We start from the raw sequence: 19,614 nt of genomic DNA on the forward strand, positions 1-19,614 counted from the left end.
GCTCTCCTTTGGCTAGGCTGATGAGTACACAACAATATTTTCATTATAAAAGCTAAACAACCAAAAGTCAACGCCATTTTCTCCATTAACCAGACCTTTTCAAAAGAGACAGGGACGAGTATAATGCCCAGCATTAACTCATAACGGAGAAGAACATGCCCGCTGGTATTATCATTGTTGGATTAGGGCCTGGTGACAGCCAGCATTGGACCCAGGCCGCTGCGACCATTTTACATCAGGCCGATAAAATTTACCTACGCACCAGCCATCATCCCAGCCTGGCCAACATCACGGCCCAAACTCACAGTTTTGATGACCTATTCGGAGAAAAGGATTTTGATCAAACCCTCAATCAAATTGCCGCCGAAATTGTGCGGCAAGGGCAGCGTGACGGAGCAGTTGTTTACGCTGTGCCCGGCCACCCAGAGATAGACGAGCCAAGCGTACCCCATATCCTCGCTCTGGCCAAAACCAAGCAAATCCCCGTGACCGTTGTCCCCGGCTTGAGTTTACTCGACGCTGCTCGCGCCGTTTTGAAGTTGCCGGGCCGCTTACAGATTGTTGAGGCAGCAGAAGTGGCCCGGTTACACCATCCGCCCCTGGCTCCTGACCACCCGGCCTTGATCATGCGCTTGCACCGGCCCAGCCTGGCAGTAAAAGTTAAGCAGACGCTGCTGAATGTTTATCCTGACGATCTGGTCGTCACTCTGATCCAATTCACAGGCGCCCAGGCCGGGCAGAAACAACCCCTGGAGTTGGTCAAAAACAACTCCTCGGCCTTGTCCGCGTCTGACAAACCCCAAGAGCAGAATTATCTCCACACAAGATCCCTGCCCCTGGCCGAATTGGAGCGGCACATTCCATTTGACGGCCAAACTATTCTCTACCTGCCGGCCGACGCGGCCAACGCCAGTTTCACCACTTTACAAGAGACCGTTGCCCATCTCCGCGCCCCAGAGGAGGGGTGTCCCTGGGATCAAAAACAAACACACCAAAGCCTGCGCCCCTTTTTGCTGGAAGAAACCTACGAAGTTTTGGAAACGCTGGACGCGAACGAGCCAATGGCCCTGGCCGAAGAATTGGGCGATCTGCTTTTGCAGATTATGCTGCATACTCAAATTGCCACCGACACAGGCGAGTTCAAAATGGGGACGGTGATTGACCACATTAATTGCAAATTGGTGCGACGCCATCCGCATGTTTTTGGCCGGGTGGTGGTGAAGGGGGCGGAGGAGGTGGCCGTCAATTGGGAAGCCATCAAACAGGCCGAAAAAAATGCCAAAGGCCAGCCGGCTCAAGCCCCTTCCGCTTTGGACGGCGTTCCCCCCGCCTTGCCGGCCCTGACCCAGGCCCTTTCCATTTCCAAACGGGCGGTGCGGGCCGGTTTTGAGTGGCCCAACATTGAAGGCGTGCTGGAGCATCTCATTGAGGAAGCCAGGGAAGTTACGGAAGCCAACAACCCCATTCACCTTGAGGCAGAAATTGGCGATTTGCTGTTCAGCCTGGTCAACCTGGCCCGCTGGCGGAACATTGACCCCGAGAGCGCCCTGCGCGGCACGAACGCCCGTTTCACCCGCCGGTTTAAAAAAATGGAAGCCCTGGCCGCCGAAAAAGATAAAAACCTGCCCGATCTATCACCGACAGAAATGCAAACCCTGTGGAATGAGGCCAAACGTTATGAATCATAAATATTACTTTTGCGGATTACATAGCTGGCCCAAGAGGCTGCTTAACTCATGTTTTCGGATGGGGGGTCTCCTGCTTATTCTGATGTTACCCGCTCTGGCTTGTGGTTTTGTCAACGCCCGGTATGAAACAAATAATGAGGTAAGATTAGCAGTTTATCAATACGAGCGAGAGACACGCGGCCCAACCGACGACCTGGTGCTTGATTTTGAGCGCGACGAGCCGCGTCTCAGGTTTGAGGGGCAAGCGGAGAATGGCGGGCGAACGGTCTGGCTCTACCGGCTGGGGGCAAAAGAATTCTTTGCCCTGCGCCCGCCTGAAAAAACTTATCTTTACCTGCAAAACATTGCCTACAATGATGACCGCAGCATGGCCACGGTTACAGTTTTCCGGGGCAACGGCGCAGGCTACGAGGAACGAGAATTAACCCTCCAACGCGACCCCACCGGCCACTGGTCTGTTATTAAGGACGACTTGAAGGGGAAAAGCTCGAATTAGTTCCTTAACGGTAAGAAGTTTGACGACGGTAGAAATTAGAGGTTAGAAGGAGACGGTTTCTCGACATTCATCCCAAACCTCTCACTTCTCATTTCTAATTCCGGTTTATCCGGGTTAGGCTTAAAAAGCTTATTCCCGAATCAATTCTTCGGGCGAGAGGATTTTAAAACTTTTATACATTGGGTTAAACCATTGTAGGGCGAATTCATAAAATTGAGCCGGGGCGGTAAATACTATCCGATACATTTTACCCTCACTGGCCGCCGTAATTACCGAACCGGCCATCGCCGTATCTTTCTGAGTGGTGTAAAGAAAATCAATTGTGGCCCCGGCGGTAATGGTATCCAGCGGAAATTCAGCAGGCGGTAAACTTTCAACATCTGTATATTTTTTTGAAATATTGGTCAAATAAGCCTGAACCGCCTTTTCCGCCGCTGCGGGGTCATCATCAGCGCCGGGCCAGGCAAAAACGCCGGCTTCAAAAACAATCTCGCTGTTGGGCATGGCCACCGCCACCTCGTTTTCTTCCTGGCGCAAAATTTGCCAATCGCTGGGGTAAAAAAAGGCAAATTGATTGCTGGCCGGCCCCACCAAAATCCAGACCGGCGGCTCTTCAGTGGGAGAGGCATCTACCGGCGGCGTTGTATCGAGAGGGATCAAGGACTTGGCCAGGCTTTGTAACTTAACTTCAGAAATCTCCCACTGCTCCTGAGTAGTGCTGATCAAAACCACAAAAACAATTGTATCGGCCTGCAATACCTGAACTTCATTGACCATTTGTCCTAATTTGGGATCAAGCGTGGTAAATTGCGCCTGGGGCGTATCGTTCACCTCTTTTTCCTGGCCAATCACCGAAAAGCCCGATCCTTTATTAATAAAATTCTCGGCCACAAACGTCACCAGATACTGTTTGAGTTCTGAGGCAGAATAACTTTGTCCCACGTCGGTAAAGAATACACTATACCCGCCTTGATCGCCTGGCTCTACAAAAACTACGCCATCCGGCCGTTCGGAAAATTGCCAGTTCGCCGGATAATCTATGCTAAATTGGCCGGTAGGATGGGTGTAGCTATCAACAACCACCTGGTCCGATACAATAGAGGTAGGGGTGGGTAGATAATTGGGGCCAGGGCTGGCCGCAGGCGTTGAGGTGGGATCGGGCCGGACCGAAACAGGCGTTGTAGAGGGGGTAGCCTGGCAGGCCGGCAAGAGCAAAATGACAATCGCCGGCCATAGAAAATAAGGATTTTTCTTCACCGGGGTCTCCAAAAATGGTGTACTTAAAGAAAAAGCACCGGCAACGGTGCTTCTTTTACCAAACCGTGAAAATCTGTTCTTATTCAGGATGCACAATAAGGCGATACCCAATCCCGCGAATGGTCACCAGATATTGGGGACGGCTGGGATTTTCTTCAATCTTCTCCCGCAGCCAACGAATATGAACATCAAGGGTGCGCGTGTCGCCCATATAATCTGTTTCCCACACTTCTTTCATGATCGTTTTACGGCTTAAATCCTGGTTCTGATATTCAATCAACAAATGCAGCAGCTTAAGTTCTTTGGGGGTCAGGTGATGTCTCTTGTTGTCACACAGAATCTGTCGCCGCTGACAATCAACAATAAGTTTGGGAAAACGAATAAAACGGTCCTTTTGCCCGGCAGCGGCTTTTTCAATTCCCCTGGCCAATTGATCAGGATTGCCGGGCGCAACAAAAATTGAGGCAACGGTTGTTTTGGTAAACGCCTGGTCTTCATCACCGACAATAATGTAGGGGATATTCAGGTTAACTTTATCTATGGCATTTTGAAAGCTGGAAAGTCTTTGGCGACAATTGGTCGGATTGAAAACAATGAGATTTGGCCATAGGGTGTCCACCTTTTTGGCTGCCGTTTCAGGGGTATGCGCCACAACTATCTGGCAAGCTTGGTTTTCCAACACTGAAACCAAAGACTCGGCCTGATTCAAATTATTGTTTTCAATAAGCAGAATATGCATGCTCATTATTTAATGATACTTCCTCCAAGCATAGCCTGACCTTGAAGTTATTCATTATACTCTAACCTGGCGTGTCTAGCCAATCCAGGATGTAATTTTTGTCCAAAGCTCAAGTTGTTTCGTTCCCAAACCAAATCAGCCTGGGAACGCGACAAAAGCTCAAGTGCAGGTGCCTCAAACCGGCTCAAATTTTAGGTACAAAACACGCGGCGTGGCAGCCTGCACCCGCGCCCGTTCGTCGGGGCGGTAACCACAGACCCAAAGAATCTGGTTATTGGCAACCAATAACGGGATATAGTCGCGCCGGTCGGCGGGGATTTTCTCATTGATCATAAATTCATTGAGTTTTTGATGACTTCCTCCCAAACCCAGCGGGCAGAAAATGTCACCGGGCCGGCGAGGGCGCAAAACGGGCTGCCGGCTCACTACATCGGCGTCCAGATAAGCCTCCCACGGCCCGCTCTGGTGAATACGCTGAAAATTGATCTTTTCACCAACCAACAATTCAGCCTTTAATTGCCAATTGCTCAAGGTTAAACGGGTAACGCCGGGTATTTGTAAAGGAAATACTTCATTCCGGGCCAGATAAGGTTGGTCAAAAAAAAGAGAAGAGGGTCTGTTTGTGTCAGCAACGGTAAAGCTATGAGCGCCAACCGTTAGCATCAGTCCCTGGGGCAAGGTAGCTTTTGCCCCGGTTTGGCCTGCTTCAACAATGACCAGAGCGGTTTCAATATGCTCAAAATTTATATTGCGCAACCCCCGACGCAGAATTTGAACCGCCCGGCGCAAAGTGGCCCGTTTTAGGGCCAGGGGTAAGGCCAACCAATTGGCTAAATCTATCTCAATTTTTCCGGTCTCTACCGGATCAAGTGAGCCGCTTTTAATAATATGTTGCCAGGCTTCCTCAACGTGCGCCTGCAAAAACTCAACCTCAGCCGCCACCACTTTGGCCGTCCGCTGAAGCACGGCGCGGATATTGGGATTATAAGCCTCCAATAAAGGAATGAGTTCATGCCGCAGGCGATTGCGAAAGAAGGTTGTATCCTGATTTGAAAGGTCCCGGCGCGGCAAGAGATTGTGCGCGTGGCAATAAGCTTCAACCTCTCCCCGCGTCGTTTCCAATAAGGGCCGGATCAGCACGGGCGCGGGCAAAGATGGTTTATCTGGAATGTCGCCGCCGGGCAGGCGCAAGCCGGATATGTCCATCGCCGGTAACATGCCCCGCAGCCCGGGCAGACCGGCGCCTCGCAAAAAATGCATGAGCACGGTTTCCACCTGGTCGTCGGCATTGTGCCCCACCGCAATTTTATTGGCCCCTACCCGTTCGGCCACCCTCCATAAAAAAGCATACCGCGCCTGCCGCGCCGCTTCCTCAATGGACTGGTGGCGTTGGGCCGCCAAATGGGCCACAGGGCAAGTTTCCACAAAAATGGGCAATTGCCAGCGGGCGGCTATTTCTCGCACAAATTCTTCGTCGGCTTGGGACTGGTTGGCGCGGAGTTGGTGATTAAGATGGGCAATAGTGAGGGTTAATTTTAAAGCAGACGATAGGTTTTGCAGCAGGTGAAACAGGCATAACGAGTCGGGGCCGCCGGATACGCCAATAACAATTTTATCTTTTTGGCCCAGGAGGTCGTTTTTTTGGCAAAATTGGGCTATTTTTTCGGCCAGGGAAGCAGTCACCAGACATCATCTCCAGCGCGATGTTATAAGTTGGCCTGACTTTCGGCAAAAGCCCGGTCGGTTTCTTCCAGGTGGCGAGCGTGATAATTATTCAAAAAAACTTGTTGCAAGGTTTCGTCTTGCAAACTATCGGCCAATCTTTTTTGGAGTTTTTGGGCGTAAGCAACGGCGTCTCTTGAGGCAGGGCTATTGCCCGTCATACGATACACATACGCCTTTTGGGTCTGGATCAAATATTGGCTCAGGCGACTATCAATTTTTTCAGCCGTTTCCGAAGCTTTAAGTAATATCTCCAGGGCCGGATTGTAACGCTGATGACGAATATCAATGATTGACTGCAACCATTGCCCCCGGATGAGAAACTCTTTCATATCACTGGCCGAGGCCAATACTAACAGGTTTCGGGTAGTCTCGGTGGCTTGATCCCATTGATTGGCCTCTATGTAAGCCCGGGTCAATTGATAGAGGATCATTACTTCATCAAGCGCCAGGCCCATTCTCCGCGCCACCGCCCGAACACCTTCCAACTCCTGGATGGCCTCATCCAGACGCTGCACGTGGCGATAGGCCGCGCCCAACATGGATTGCGCCCGCATCAAGTAGAAAGGAGAGCCAAGCTCCCGGGCAATATGCGTGCTTTGTTCCGCTTGTTGCAGGCCATCATTATTGAGGCCCAAATTCAAATAATAATAGCTCAGCCAGGCCATCCCCAAAACCTGGGCAGATTTTTGCCTTTGTTGGTGGGCCAGCCGCAGGCCCTCTTTTAAGTTTTCGCCGGCTGCGCCCAATTCGCCCTCGTGCAGCAGGCCAAATGCCCGATAGTATTTAATAAAAGAAACCTGGTACAAGTCGCCCGACCCCTGGTGCAGTTCAAGCGCTTCTTCGGCGGTTTGGTTGGCATTTTTGTAATCGGCCGTGAAGGTTTGGGCCATCAGGATCGAAGTCAGGGAAGTCATCAAGCCGGTGCGGTATCCCAAACGACGCCGCGTTTTAATGATTTCTTCCTGATAACGTTCCAGGCTGGCTGCAATTTCACCCTGCTCCAACATTATTCTGGCCAAACCATCTTCCGCCTCGATCCGGCGCGCCTCATCTTTCAGGGCAATGCTGATTTCGCTGGCCTCGCGGTAACATTCGGTGGCCTCTTTCAATTGGCCCATGTGGTAATGGAAGTTGCCTAATTGATTCAAGGTATCGGCAATACCCTCTTTTTCGCCAATCCGCCGGGCCACAGACAGCGCGTCTTCCAAAAAACTCAGCGCCAGCGATGAATCATAATGGCTGGCGTGAAGCGACCCCAAGCCATTGAGCGCCCGCATTTCGGCCAGGTCATCATTGAGTTCTTGGGCCTTGTCCAAAATTGTTTCATAATCGGCAATTGCTTTTTGGGGTTCACCCAGGCGGGTGAGAATGTTGGCCCGGCCCTGGTAAAGGGCCAGCAGGGTGGCCTGATCCAGTTCTTCCGGGGCGATGAGTTTAGACACTTCCAGAGCGCGGCTATAAAATTCAACCGCTTCCTGGTTGGCAAAAGATTGCACGGCGGCTTCGGCAGCGCGGTGCAGGTAGCGCATGGCCCTGGGCCAGGTTTCACTTTTGTAATAGTGCTCGGCCACAATGGGCGCGTACTCCTCGCCCAACATCCAGAAGAGATTAAAGGCCATATAATCGGCAATTTGTTTGTGCATCACCTTCCGCTGTTCGTGCAGCAAGCTGTTGTAGGCTGTTTCATGAGTCAGCACATGCTTGAACATGTATTCCGGTTCGGGGTCGCGGGTGCGGACTTCAATCAAATCGGCTGCTTCCAATTGGTTCAACGCCTTTTCCAGAACGTCGGGTTCATTGATAATGGGGGCCAGCACCGAGCGGGAAAAGTAGCGGCCAATCACTGCCGCCACCTGCAAAACCCGTTTGACTTCCTCCTCCAGGCGGTCAATACGAGCGGTGAGCACGCCTTGCAGGGTGTGGGGAATATCAACTTCGGTGATGGAACGCGCAATTTTCCAGTGACCATCGGCGTGTTCAATGGCCCCTTCTTCAATCAGGCTGCGCAACACTTCTTCCAAAAAGAGGGGGTTGCCTTCGGCGCGGCTGAGCAGCAGGTGCTCCAGCGTTTCAGGCATCTGGTCAATTTTTAGCAGATATTTGATAACCCGGCGACTTTCCGCGTCGGTGAGCGGCCAGAGGGGGAGTTCAATAAAACGGTCGGGATAATCCTGGGCAATGCGAGTTTTGACCTGCCAAAAAGCAGCTTCTCTTTCGGGGCGACTGACACAAATCATCAAGATAGAGTTATAGACGGTCAGGGTTGATAAAAACTGGATCAGGTCTACCGAACTTGGGTCGGCCCAATGCAGGTCTTCAAAAACCATCAGCACCGGCTGTTGGGAGACCAGCGCCTCAACCCACTGGCCCATGGCCAGGAAGGTGCGCTGCTGTAAAACCTGCGGGTCGTTGAGCGGCAGGTTAGCGGCCAGTTCCTCGTCCAGGCTAATACCCAGCATAGTGGCCAGGTAGGGCGTAAATTCGTCTTTACGCCGGCCAAATAATTTTTCGCCCATCTCCTCCAGGCGCAGCTTAACCAGGGTATCGTCGGGGTTTTCGGGAAGATCCAAATAACTGTAGAGAATGTCAACAAAAAGACGGTTTTTGAAAGACTGCCGGTAAGAGAGGCCGCGCCCAAAAAGCCACAACGGGCTAAGACCATTGACCTGTTCTTCATCCACCTGTTTTTGAAATTCGGAGATGAGGCGTGATTTCCCCAGGCCAGCATCGCCGGTGACCACCACAATGCCGCCGCCCTGGTTGGTGGACAATTTTTTGTATTCAGCCACCAGGGTTTCCAGTTCATACTCGCGGCCAATAATAGGCGCTTCGGGTGGTTTGGGGCGGGAGCCGCCAACGCCCAATAACTGGTAAATCTTGAGCGGTTCGCGTTTGCCTTTAACCGTAACCGGCTCCTGTTGTTCAAACATAAACAGGTGGCGGGTGAGATTGTAAGTGGTTTCACTGACCAGGAATTCGCCACGCTCAGAAACGCTTTCCAAGCGAGAGGCCACATTTACGGCATCGCCCATCACCGTATAAGAACGTTTGCGGTCGGTGCCAACCATGCCCGCAATCACCGTGCCGGTGTTAATACCAATATGCATGCCCAGCGGTTCGGGCAGCGGCATAGGCGGAGACTGGTTGAAATCGTCAAGGCGTTCCTGCATGCTCAAGGCGGCCCGCAGTGCCCGTTCCGGGTCATCCTCGTGGGCGCGAGGAGCGCCAAACACGGCCATAATGGCGTCGCCAATATATTTGTCAATATAGCCGTCAAATTCGTAGATGGCTTCACTGAGTTCTTGCAAACACAAGTTGATGAGCCGCACCACCTGTTCAACTTCGGCGGGGCTTTTGGCCGCATCGTTGAGCGCGGTAAACCCGGAAATATCGGCAAAGATGATGGTTACTTGCTTGCGCTCACCCTCAATAGTGGCATTAATGATGGAAGTGTCTTCCCTGGCCTCCCGTCCCATGACCAGGCCATTGCCACAACGGCCGCAATAGAGATGTATGGTTGGGTTTTCAAACCCGCAAATATTACACTTAATGCTTTGACTCATAATCGATGGGGTTATCTGTACGGCATGTCGGCCAGTAGATTTTTTAACATATCCTACGCCCTGATAATAGTACATTCCCCGTTATCTGTCAACGGCCCATTTTTACTAATCTTGACCACGCTATTTGTTTGTGCAACGCAGTGATTGTGGTATAATTCAATCAAGATAGGCAGGCGATGCGGTGCGTTGTGAGCCTGTCTATTATTATGTTGGAAGGAGATCTTTTACGTGGCAGGCCCTTTAGACGCATTATTTGGGCTTTTTTCTGTTGACGTTGGCATTGACCTGGGAACGGCCAATACGTTGGTATATGTCAGAGGAAAAGGCATTGTGATCAATGAGCCTTCCGTGGTGGCCATTGACAAACGATCCAAAAAACCCCTGGCCATTGGCGTTGATGCCAAAGAGATGGTTGGTCGCACCCCGGCTAACATTGTGGCGGTGCGGCCCCTGCGCGATGGCGTCATTTCGGAGTTTGAAATTACCGAGGCGATGCTGCGCTATTTTATCAAAAAGGTGCACGAGCAAACCCTTATCCCCACCCCCTTTTACGCCCCCCGCGTGGTAGTCGGTATCCCCAGCGGCGTAACCGAAGTTGAAAAAAGAGCGGTGTACGACGCCGCCCGCAACGCCCGCGCCCGCGACGCCATGATCATTGAAGAACCCGTAGCGGCAGCCATTGGCGTGGGCCTGCCCATTACCGAACCGCTGGGCAGCATGATCATTGACATTGGCGGCGGCACCACCGAAGTGGCGGTATTTTCCCTGGGCGGCATTGTGGTCAGCCGTTCTATCCGGGTGGCCGGTGATGAAATGGACGAGGCCATTATCAATTACGCGCGCCAAAAATACAATTTGTTGATTGGTCAGCGTATGGCCGAACGCGCCAAAATCACCATTGGTTCGGCTTATCCCCTGCCGGAGGAACAAACCATTGCCCTGCGGGGCAGAAACTTGATTACCGGCCTGCCCGAATCCGTTGAAGTGTCCAGCATTGAAATCAGAGAATCGCTCAACGATGCGGTAGCGGTGATTGTGGATGCTATTCGAGATACGCTTGATGAGACGCCGCCCGAGTTGATTGCTGACCTGATGGAGGGCGGCATTGCCCTGGCCGGCGGCGGCGGGCTGCTGCAAGGTTTGGCCGAACGCCTTTCCGAAGAAACCAGAATGCGGGTTTACATCGCCGACGATCCCTTGACCTGCGTGGCGCGCGGGGCGGGCCAGGTTTTGGAAAGTTACGATAAGTTTGCCAAAGTGCTCACTTCCCTCCAGCGCGGCAGCACCAACCATCGCTTTTAGCAGTGAGCCATGATGGCCACAAGAAACAAGCGGCTTTATTTTGGCATTATTCTGGCGTTACTCTTGCTGGGGTTTGCCCTGGACCGATTAGGCTACATGCAGCCCGTACGGGCTTATGTGCAAACCGTTCTGGTCCCTCTCCAGCAAACAATAACCTCCACCGGCCAAGAAATCAACCGCTCGGTTGAACAAACCGAAAACATTCAAGCCCTGCAAGCTCGCAATGCAGAGCTAGAAACCCTCACCGATAAATTGATGGTGGAGAATGTCCGGCTCCGAGAAGTAGAGCGCGAGAATGAACTACTCCGCCAACTGCTCAACTACACCCGCACCAATCCCCAATTCAGTTACCAACCCACCACCGTTAAGGGGCACAGTATTGGCGTTGATCCTACCAATCTGCTTTATTTTGTTTACGTGGATATTGGCGTCCGCGACGGGATTGCCAGAAACATGCCGGTCATCACGGAGCGGGGCTTGGTGGGGCGGGTAACGGCCGTCGGTCCTAACTCGGCCCAGGTATTGATGCTCATTGATCCGGCCAGCGCGGTCAATGCCATCATTCAAAATAGTCGTGCCACCGGTCTGGTGCGGGGCAATATTGATGGCACCCTGCTGATGGAACGCATTCCTCAAAACGAAACCGTCAACCAGGGCGACATTGTGTTGACCTCCGGCCTGGGCGGCCACTTCCCTGATAAACTGGTCATCGGCCAGGTTACCGAAGTGCTTCAGCGCGATCAGGACATGTTTCAATCGGCCCGTATCCGCCCTACCGTTGACTTTGGCAAGTTAGAAACCATGCTCGTTATCACCTCGTTTGAGCCGGTGGATTTTGAGGCGGAGATCATCGAAGCGCAAGAAGCAGGCCCATAAGCATGTCTACCCTGATCCCCTTTGTCATTTTGATCAGCGCCGCTCTAGCTCAAACCACGCTAGCCCCCTACCTCAAAATTAGCGGTGTTCACCCCGATTTGGTATTTGTGCTGGTTATTGGTTGGATCACCCTGCGCGGCCTGGAAGAGGGATTTTTCTGGGCTTTAATCGGTGGGCTGAGTTTAGACTTTCTCTCTGGAGCGCCCTTTGGCCTGTTTACTTTAACTATGCTCCTGGTCGCTCTGGTAACCAACCTGTTCCACGGACGGCTTTTTGGCAGCAGCATTGTATTGCCCCTGGGCCTCACCTTCCCCTTGAGTTTGCTCTTCAACGGCCTGGCCTTGCTTTTTTTAACCCTGTTAGGGCGACACATTATGTGGGACGTTGCTTTTTTCAGTAAACTCCTGCCTGTTTCCATTTTTAATACCATGGTGATGATGCTGGCCTTTCCCCTCTTGTATCTCCTCAATCGTTTTTTGACGCCCCGGCAGCTTTCATTTTAGGCAACTGTTGTTGCATATTTCTAAATTTTTACTTCTAAGGTATAATTCATCTTCATGACCGAGTTTCAAATTCGCGCGCGTAACAATATATTTAGGGCGCTGGTTTTGTTCACCTTTGCCGTTCTGGCCACGCAACTATGGAACTTGCAGGTGGTGCAGGGCGAGAAATACGAGGAACTGGCCGACGCCAACCGCTTCCGGCTCATCCAGGTGCCGGCGGCCCGCGGCGTCATGTACGACCGTAACGGCGAACTGCTGGTCCGCAATCGGCCCATTTACAACGTCATCATTATTCCGGCTTACCTTCCCGACGAAGCCACCGCCGAGGCCAAAATATTTGCCCGCCTGGCCGAGTTGTTGGATTTGCCCATCACCACCCAGGTTGAGCCAACGCTTGGCCACGATAACGGCTATTTTCAAGCCATCACCCATCACCAATATAATCGCCAACTGCGGCGGCAAATCGTTAACCCGCGCAGCCGCCAATACGCCAAAGCGCCGTTGGGAATTCGGGACGCGGCCAATCAAAACCGGGTCTTTGCCCCATTTTTGGCAGTAACCATTGCCACCGACGTTGACCCGGCCACGGTTTCAAAAATAGAAGAAGAACGGATTGACCTGCCCGGCGTATTCATTGAAGTTGAGCCGTCCCGCCAATATTTGGCCGGCCCCCTGGCCAGCCACCTGTTAGGCTATACCGGCCCCATCCCGGCGGAGCGGTTTGATGCGTACGACATCAAGGGGTATGACCTGACCGATGAAATTGGCCTGGCCGGCTTGGAAGCCGAATACGAGGATTGGCTGCATGGCGTCAAGGGGCTGGAAAGCATTGAGGTTGACGTAACCGGCCGAAAAGTAAGAACCGTCAGCCGGATCATCCAAACCCGCCCCGGCCACAATTTGCGCCTCACCCTTGACCTGGGGCTTCAAGAAGCCGCCACCAAAGCCCTTCAGGATAAAATGGACGAGGTGGGTTCAAAACAAGGAGTGGCCATTGCCATGGATCCCCGCACCGGGGAAATCCTGGCCATGGTTTCCCTGCCCAGTTATGATAATAATATCTTTTCCCGGGGCATTACGCCGCGGGAGTTGTCGCTGTTGAGCGAAGACCCGCAGACTCCGCTGGTCAACCATGCCATTGCCGGCCTTTATCCGCCCGGCTCTACCTTTAAGATCATCCCGGCCGCCGGGGCCTTGCAGGAACGAACCGTTTTCCCGGAAACAACCTTTTACGCCGAGGGTATACTTTATCTGCCCAACAAATTTGAACCCGATAACCCCGACCTGGCCCAGCCTTTTTACTGCTGGCTGCGCACCGGCCACGGCGAAGTGAATATGCTGGCCGGGCTGGCCTACTCTTGCGACGTTTATTTTTACCAGGTGGGCGGCGGCTACGAGCCGGCCGAATACGAGGGCCTGGGTTTGGAACGCATGGCCAAATACGCCGAAATGTTTGGCCTGGGCACGCCCACCGGCCTTGATTTGCCCGGCGAACTCGGCGGCCTGGTGCCTAACAAAAAATGGAAACGCCTGAATTACGCCGAAACCTGGCTGACCGGAGACACCTACAACATGAGCATTGGCCAGGGTTTTGTGCTGGCCACGCCTTTGCAAGTGCTCAATGCCACGGCGGCCATTGCCAACAGCGGTACGCTTTACCGGCCCTATTTGGTCAAAGAGATTCTGGATGCCGACGGCAACGTGGTTGAAGTGACCGAACCGGAGGTCATCCGCCAGCTTGCGGTTGAACCTCAATTCATTCAGCTAATCCAACAAGGACTGCGGGCAGTGGTAGAATGGCCCCAGGGTACAGCGCACGAAGATTTTGACGTGCCCGGAGTGATGGCGTCCGGCAAAACCGGCACCGCCGAATTCTGCGACGAGTATCCCCAATGCCTTGACAGTGAGGGGAGAGTCAAAACCAGTCACGCTTGGTTTACGGCTTACGCGCCCAGCCACAATCCAGAAATTGCCACGGTGGTTTTTGTGTACGGCGGCGATGAAGGCTCAAAAGTCGCCGTGCCGGTGGCCAACAAGATATTGCGGCATTACTTTGGGATTGAGGATGAGGGGGAGGAAGAAGAGCCAGAAGAATCTTCTTCTGCCCCGGAGGCAGAGCCGGCAACAGCGCCGCCGCCCGAGACGATCTTTATGGCTCGCTTGTTGGGCACAGACACCGCACCCCAAAATGAGGCCAGCGTATCCGGGTTTGTGCTGGATGAAAACGGCCGGGGCTTCAGCGAGGCAACCATTGATCTGATGGCCAACGGCGAGGTTGTGGCCCAGCTTGTTTCCGGCCCAACCGGCCAATTTGATTATAATGCCCTGGACCCCACCATTGCCGTAAGCTGGCAGTTGCGCCTGCCCGATTATCCCAACGCGCCGCTCTTGCCCCTGGAAGTTGCAAAGGGGCTGCGTTATCTGGTAGAATTCAAGGCGCAAGCGGCAGAAACATCAAACGAATAATCTACGCCATAACCATGTCTAACGAGCGCATCACCATCAAAGGCACAAGCGACGGCCTGATCATTACCGTTGGCGCAGGCGCGTGGCCGGGGCTGACCGACGAATTGAACCGGCATCTGGGCCAACGTGCCTCCTTTTTTAAAGGAGGACGGGTAGCCCTCCGGGTTGGCCCGCGCCAACTGACCCGCCTGCAATTGGAATCGGTGGGGCAAATTTTAAACCGGCATAATGTGAGCCTGTGGGCCGTGGAAAGCGATTCGCCGGGCACGCGGCAAGCGGCGACCCAACTGGGCCTGGAAACCGACTTAGCCCCCCGGCCCACGCCGGCCACGCCCGAGCCGCTTGCCGCCGAAGAAAGTTCCATTGTGGTGCAGCGCACCTTGCGTTCCGGGCAAGTCATCAACCATCCGGGGCACGTAGTGGTTATTGGCGATGTGAACCCGGGAGCCGAGATCAAGGCCGGCGGCAGCGTGATTGTTTGGGGCCGGCTGCGCGGCGCGGTGCACGCCGGCGTGGGCGATGAAGGGCTTGGCGAAAGGGCCGTGGTCTGCGCCTTGCAGCTATTGCCCGCCTTGCTGCGGATTGGCGAGTACATCACCCGCTCGCCCGGCAATGAAACAGACGAAGACATCATCCCGGAAATGGCCTCGGTTCAGGATGGTCAAATCATCGCCGAACCGTGGAAATGAGACAGCAGAAAAAGTGAGGGTTGACTATGAGCGCGACCGTTATTACCATCACCTCCGGCAAAGGCGGCGTTGGCAAAACAACTACCACGGCCAATTTAGGCGCGGCCCTGGCGGCGCAGGGCAAAAAAGTGGTCACCATTGACGCCGATATTGGCCTGCGTAATCTTGACGTGGTGATGGGCCTGGAAAACCGGATTGTTTACGATCTGGTGGACGTGGTTGAAGGAACCTGCCGTTTGCGGCAAGCAATGATAAAGGATAAACGTTTGGCCGAGCTTTACCTGATTCCGGCAGCCCAATCCCGCGATAAAACGGCCGTTACCCCGGGCGATATGATTGAGTTGACCAACCAACTGCGAGATGAATTTGATTTTGTTTTGGTCGACTCCCCGGCGGGCATTGAACAGGGCTTCAAAAATGCCATTGCCCCCGCTGACAGGGTATTAATTATCACCACCCCGGAAGTTTCCGCCGTGCGCGACGCCGACCGCATCATCGGCCTGATTGAGGCCGAAGAAAAGGGGCCGGGTGATCTGATCGTCAACCGTCTCCGGCTGGATATGATCAAACGCGGCGATATGCTTGATACGGATGATGTGATAGATATTCTGGCCGTCAACCTGATTGGGATTGTGCCCGAAGACGAGGCCATTATTACGTCCACCAATACGGGTCGGCCGGTGGCCATGGAAAATAACTCCCATGCCGGGCAGGCTTTTAGAAATATTGCCCGGCGTTTGCTGGGCGAAGAAGTGCCCCTGATGAATCTTGAACAAAACGACTCTTTTAGAAAATGGGTTTCCAAATTTTTTAAGCCGTGATGATATTGAGGGAAGCTTATGAACGCACTCCAGCGGCTCATCGGCCGCAAACAGTCAACCAGTCGAGAAATAGCCAAGAATCGTTTACAATTGGTTTTGGTTCAAGACCGGGTCAATCTATCGGCCGGAAAAATGAATCAACTGAAGGACGAATTGATTCAGGTTATCTCAAAATACGTAGAGATTGATCAAGATGGCATTGAGATTTCTCTCACCGGCAACGGGCGGCAGCATCGTTTAACGGCCAATATTCCCGTTATCGGCGCGCGTCATCAGTAACCCTCTTTTGTTCATTTGTTTCATTCACTGGGCATTGAGTTAGCATGGATCGTAGAATTTGGCGACAATTTGATCCGGTTCTGGTTGGCCTTGTTGCTTTATTAATTTTATATGGCGTTATTATGATCTTCAGCGCCAATCAAAACCAGGAAGACCTGAAAGACCTGTGGCGGGTTCAATTAACCCGGGCCGCAATTGGCCTGGTTTTGATGGTGATGGTGGCAGCGGTTGATTATCGTTATTATGCTGCTGTTTATAAATTTCTTTACGTGGTCATGCTGGTGCTGCTGGCGATTCTCTTTATTGCCGCCGAACTCACCGCCGGCACGCTGCGTTGGTTGGACTTTCGGCTTTTCCCGGTCCAACCCAGCGAGATTGCCAAAATAATTGTTATCATCACCACGGCCAAAATCCTGGCCGACCGGGACGGCGAAATGCACAAGTTGCACAACCTGCTGTTTTCGCTGCTGCTGCTAGCGCCCCCGCTGCTGTTGATCTATCTTCAGCCTGATCTGGGCACAACGGTGATCATGGCCGTGGTCTGGTTGATCATGGCTTTAATGGCCGGCACGCACCTGTTCCATGTAGGCCTGTTGGCCGTTGGCGCGATTCTGGTCAGCCCCATTGTTTGGCTCACCCTGGCCGATTACCAGCGGGAGCGGGTAATGCTATTTTTAAACCCGCAAAGCAACCCCGCCGCTTACTACAATGTGGAACAAGCCCTGATCAGCATTGGCTCCGGCGGCGTTGTGGGCAAAGGTTTTGGCATTGGCACCCAAAACCAGCTCCACTTCTTGCGCGTGCGGCACACCGACTTTATCTTCTCGGTGATAGGCGAGGAACTGGGTTTGTTGGGCGGGTTGCTGCTTTTCATTTTAATTGTGGCCCTGGTTTGGCGCATTATGCGCGCCGCCGATTTGACCGGCGATAATTTTGGCCGGTTGATCTGTATTGGCGTGGCGGCCCTGATCTTCTTTCAATCTTTTGTTAATCTGGGCGTCAATATTGGCCTTTTGCCGGTAACGGGCACGCCCCTGCCTTTTATCAGTTACGGCGGCAGTTCTTTGATTGCCTTTTTAATTTCTATTGGCCTGGTGCAAAGCGTGCTCATGCGCCGCAAAACGCTTGATTTTGAACAGGTTTAACCCAAATACCGGGGACCTTCTATCAATGAGCATATCTGACAAAGTTCAATTCAGAACCTGGGGAATTATTATTTTGGCGTTGTGGGCATTAGTGCTGGCATTGTTGGCCCTGGCCAATATCTTGTTTTTATCTACCGTGGTCCAATTTTTTACCCGGGAGGATATGCCCAATTTAACCCAACTTTGGCTGGTGTTTATCCTGAACATTATCTTTTTGATTGGATTTTCCGGAAGCGCCTACGGCCTGCTGAAGCGACATAATTGGGGGCGGATTCTTTTTGTGGGGTTCATTATGGTTTGGTCGGGTTTTAATTTAATGGCCCTGTTCACCCCTTCATTCTCCGCTCAAGATTATAAAACCAGAGCCTACGTATTGAACGGCATTTACTACCTTGGCGGCCTGCTGTTGCCCCTGTGGTACTTAAACCTGCCCCGGGTCAAGGCGGATTTTCAAGGTTTATCAGAAAATTCTACAACCGAGGATTGAATCAACAATGACCACCCCCACTAAAGCGGTGCGGGTCCGCTATGCGCCCAGTCCAACGGGCGATTTTCATGTTGGCGGCGCGCGGACCGCCCTTTTTGACTATCTTTTTGCCCGGCAGCATGGGGGCAAATTTATTTTACGCATTGAGGATACAGACCAAAAGCGTTACCAGCCCGCAGCCTTGACCCGCCTTTTAGAAGGCTTACGTTACCTGAAGCTTGATTGGGATGAAGGCCCGGAAGTAGGAGGCGATTATGGCCCCTATATCCAAACTCAGCGCCTGGACCTCTACCAAAAATATTGCCGCCAACTTCTTGACACCGGCCACGCCTACCGCTGTTTTTGCCCGCCCCAACGCTTAACGGCGCTACGCCAAGAGCGTCAAAATAAAAAACTGCCCGGCAGCTACGACCGTTATTGCCGCAACATTTCTTCAGACGAGGCCGCTGAACGGGCCGCCCGGGGCGAATCTCACACCGTCAGGCTAAAATTACCCCTTGACGGCGAAATAACCGTACACGACGTGATCCGGGGCGATATTACGTTTCAATATGCCCAACTGGAAGACGCCATTCTGATGAAGTCGGACGGTATTCCTACTTATCACCTGGCGGTGGTGGTTGATGACTATTTAATGGAAATCAGCCACGTTTTTCGCGGCGACGAGTGGCTGAACAGTTTGCCCCTGCATATTTATCTATACCACGCTTTTGGCTGGGAGCCGCCGGTGATGGCCCACCTGCCCCTCATTCTCAATCCCACCGGCCAGGGCAAAATGAGCAAACGTGAAGGCCGGGCGCCGGATGGCACGGTGCTGCCGGTATTTGTTCGTACTTTTAAAGAGTTAGGCTACTTGCCGGAAGCTATGGTCAATTACCTGGCCCTGTTGGGTTGGAGTTACGACGACAAAACCGAAATCATGACCCGGCAGGAACTCATTGAACGATTCAGCCTGGAGCGGGTCAATGCCTCGCCGGCCACTTGGAATTACCAAAAGCTGAACCACCTTAACGGCCACTACATCCGGCAGCTTTCAGTAGAGGATTTGACCGACCGCCTGCTGCCTTATTTATCAAACGCCGGTTTGGCCATGAGCCGGGAAAAGCTGCGGCAAATTACCCCCCTGATCCAGGAACGGCTGGAAACATTGGGAGAAGCTGCGGCCAAATTCAGCTTCTTCTTTGTTGACGAACTGCCCGACTACGACCGGGCCGAACTCATCCCCAAAAAGGGGGATGCGGCTATGGCCCTGCTTGTTTTGCAGCGGGCCGCCCAAACGCTTGCCGCCGTTGATTTTTCGCATGAGGCGTTGGAAACCGCGCTAAGAGCCAATGCCGACGCTTTGGGCCTTAAAGCAGGTCAGATGTTCCAGCCTGTGCGGGTGGCGGTGTGCGGGCAAAAAGCAGCCCCGCCTCTGTTTGAAACGTTAGCCGTGTTGGGCCAGGAGATTTGTTTGAAACGGATTAAAAAAGCAATAGAGAAGTTGCAGTAGACATAATTAACCTGTCCCCAAACAAGTCTGGGCACAAGCCAGGTTGTATGGTAACCAGGTGGGGAAAAATTAATTTACTCTTAATC

16 protein-coding genes are annotated in these 19,614 nt (G+C 52.8%); 12 read left to right on the forward strand and 4 right to left on the reverse strand.

Translation table 11 applies throughout. The features are described 5' to 3' along the window. Positions 1-155 precede the first annotated feature (155 nt). Both mazG and JW953_16370 read left to right on the forward strand, forming a co-directional pair. Positions 156-1,688 carry a nucleoside triphosphate pyrophosphohydrolase gene (gene mazG, locus JW953_16365; protein MBN1994273.1) on the forward strand — a complete coding sequence of 511 codons (1,533 nt, stop codon included), beginning with the start codon at positions 156-158 and terminating at the stop codon, positions 1,686-1,688. 82 nt (positions 1,689-1,770) lie between these two features. Beyond that, the gene (locus tag JW953_16370) at positions 1,771-2,184 is read left to right on the forward strand and encodes a hypothetical protein (protein ID MBN1994274.1); all 414 of its coding nucleotides are present in this window, start codon (positions 1,771-1,773) and stop codon (positions 2,182-2,184) included. Positions 2,185-2,313: 129 nt separating this feature from the next. Here JW953_16370 and JW953_16375 read toward each other — a convergent pair whose 3' ends face one another. The 4 genes from JW953_16375 to JW953_16390 all read right to left on the reverse strand — a co-directional run bounded on the left by JW953_16375 (position 2,314) and on the right by JW953_16390 (position 9,468). Continuing rightward, on the reverse strand, positions 2,314-3,441 hold the full coding sequence (locus JW953_16375) for a hypothetical protein (GenBank protein MBN1994275.1): 1,128 nt from the start codon (positions 3,439-3,441) through the stop codon (positions 2,314-2,316). Between the two features lie 79 nt (positions 3,442-3,520). After that, positions 3,521-4,186 carry a winged-helix domain-containing protein gene (locus JW953_16380; GenBank protein ID MBN1994276.1) on the reverse strand — a complete coding sequence of 222 codons (666 nt, stop codon included), beginning with the start codon at positions 4,184-4,186 and terminating at the stop codon, positions 3,521-3,523. Between the two features lie 168 nt (positions 4,187-4,354). Continuing rightward, positions 4,355-5,863 (reverse strand): tRNA lysidine(34) synthetase TilS, encoded by a 1,509-nt coding sequence (gene tilS, locus JW953_16385; GenBank protein MBN1994277.1) that lies wholly within the window; start codon positions 5,861-5,863, stop codon positions 4,355-4,357. Between the two features lie 23 nt (positions 5,864-5,886). Then, entirely contained in the window at positions 5,887-9,468 is a 3,582-nt protein-coding gene (locus tag JW953_16390) for a tetratricopeptide repeat protein (GenBank protein MBN1994278.1), read from the reverse strand. Between the two features lie 228 nt (positions 9,469-9,696). Here JW953_16390 and JW953_16395 point away from each other — a divergent pair, with 228 nt between their 5' ends. The 10 genes from JW953_16395 to JW953_16440 are packed head-to-tail and all read left to right on the forward strand — an operon-like array spanning position 9,697 to position 19,528. Next, the gene (locus JW953_16395) at positions 9,697-10,770 is read left to right on the forward strand and encodes a rod shape-determining protein (GenBank protein ID MBN1994279.1); all 1,074 of its coding nucleotides are present in this window, start codon (positions 9,697-9,699) and stop codon (positions 10,768-10,770) included. 9 nt (positions 10,771-10,779) lie between these two features. Then, positions 10,780-11,646 carry a rod shape-determining protein MreC gene (gene mreC / locus JW953_16400; GenBank protein MBN1994280.1) on the forward strand — a complete coding sequence of 289 codons (867 nt, stop codon included), beginning with the start codon at positions 10,780-10,782 and terminating at the stop codon, positions 11,644-11,646. Positions 11,647-11,648: 2 nt separating this feature from the next. Continuing rightward, positions 11,649-12,149 carry a rod shape-determining protein MreD gene (mreD, locus tag JW953_16405; GenBank protein ID MBN1994281.1) on the forward strand — a complete coding sequence of 167 codons (501 nt, stop codon included), beginning with the start codon at positions 11,649-11,651 and terminating at the stop codon, positions 12,147-12,149. A 54-nt stretch (positions 12,150-12,203) separates the two neighbouring features. Further along, positions 12,204-14,615 carry a penicillin-binding protein 2 gene (mrdA, locus tag JW953_16410; protein MBN1994282.1) on the forward strand — a complete coding sequence of 804 codons (2,412 nt, stop codon included), beginning with the start codon at positions 12,204-12,206 and terminating at the stop codon, positions 14,613-14,615. 14 nt (positions 14,616-14,629) lie between these two features. Next, entirely contained in the window at positions 14,630-15,304 is a 675-nt protein-coding gene (gene minC / locus JW953_16415; protein MBN1994283.1) for a septum site-determining protein MinC, read from the forward strand. Between the two features lie 26 nt (positions 15,305-15,330). Then, positions 15,331-16,125 (forward strand): septum site-determining protein MinD, encoded by a 795-nt coding sequence (gene minD / locus JW953_16420; protein MBN1994284.1) that lies wholly within the window; start codon positions 15,331-15,333, stop codon positions 16,123-16,125. An 18-nt stretch (positions 16,126-16,143) separates the two neighbouring features. Then, the gene (gene minE / locus JW953_16425; GenBank protein MBN1994285.1) at positions 16,144-16,404 is read left to right on the forward strand and encodes a cell division topological specificity factor MinE; all 261 of its coding nucleotides are present in this window, start codon (positions 16,144-16,146) and stop codon (positions 16,402-16,404) included. A 44-nt stretch (positions 16,405-16,448) separates the two neighbouring features. Beyond that, complete coding sequence (gene rodA / locus JW953_16430; GenBank protein ID MBN1994286.1) at positions 16,449-17,549, forward strand: rod shape-determining protein RodA; 1,101 nt, start codon at positions 16,449-16,451, stop codon at positions 17,547-17,549. Positions 17,550-17,574: 25 nt separating this feature from the next. Next, complete coding sequence (locus JW953_16435) at positions 17,575-18,036, forward strand: hypothetical protein (protein MBN1994287.1); 462 nt, start codon at positions 17,575-17,577, stop codon at positions 18,034-18,036. A gap of 7 nt (positions 18,037-18,043) precedes the next feature. Continuing rightward, positions 18,044-19,528, forward strand: coding sequence for a glutamate--tRNA ligase (locus JW953_16440; protein MBN1994288.1), 1,485 nt, complete (start codon positions 18,044-18,046; stop codon positions 19,526-19,528). Positions 19,529-19,614 lie beyond the last annotated feature (86 nt).

The sequence above is a fragment of the Anaerolineae bacterium genome, from assembly GCA_016931895.1.
Lineage (GTDB): Bacteria > Chloroflexota > Anaerolineae > 4572-78 > J111 > JAFGNV01.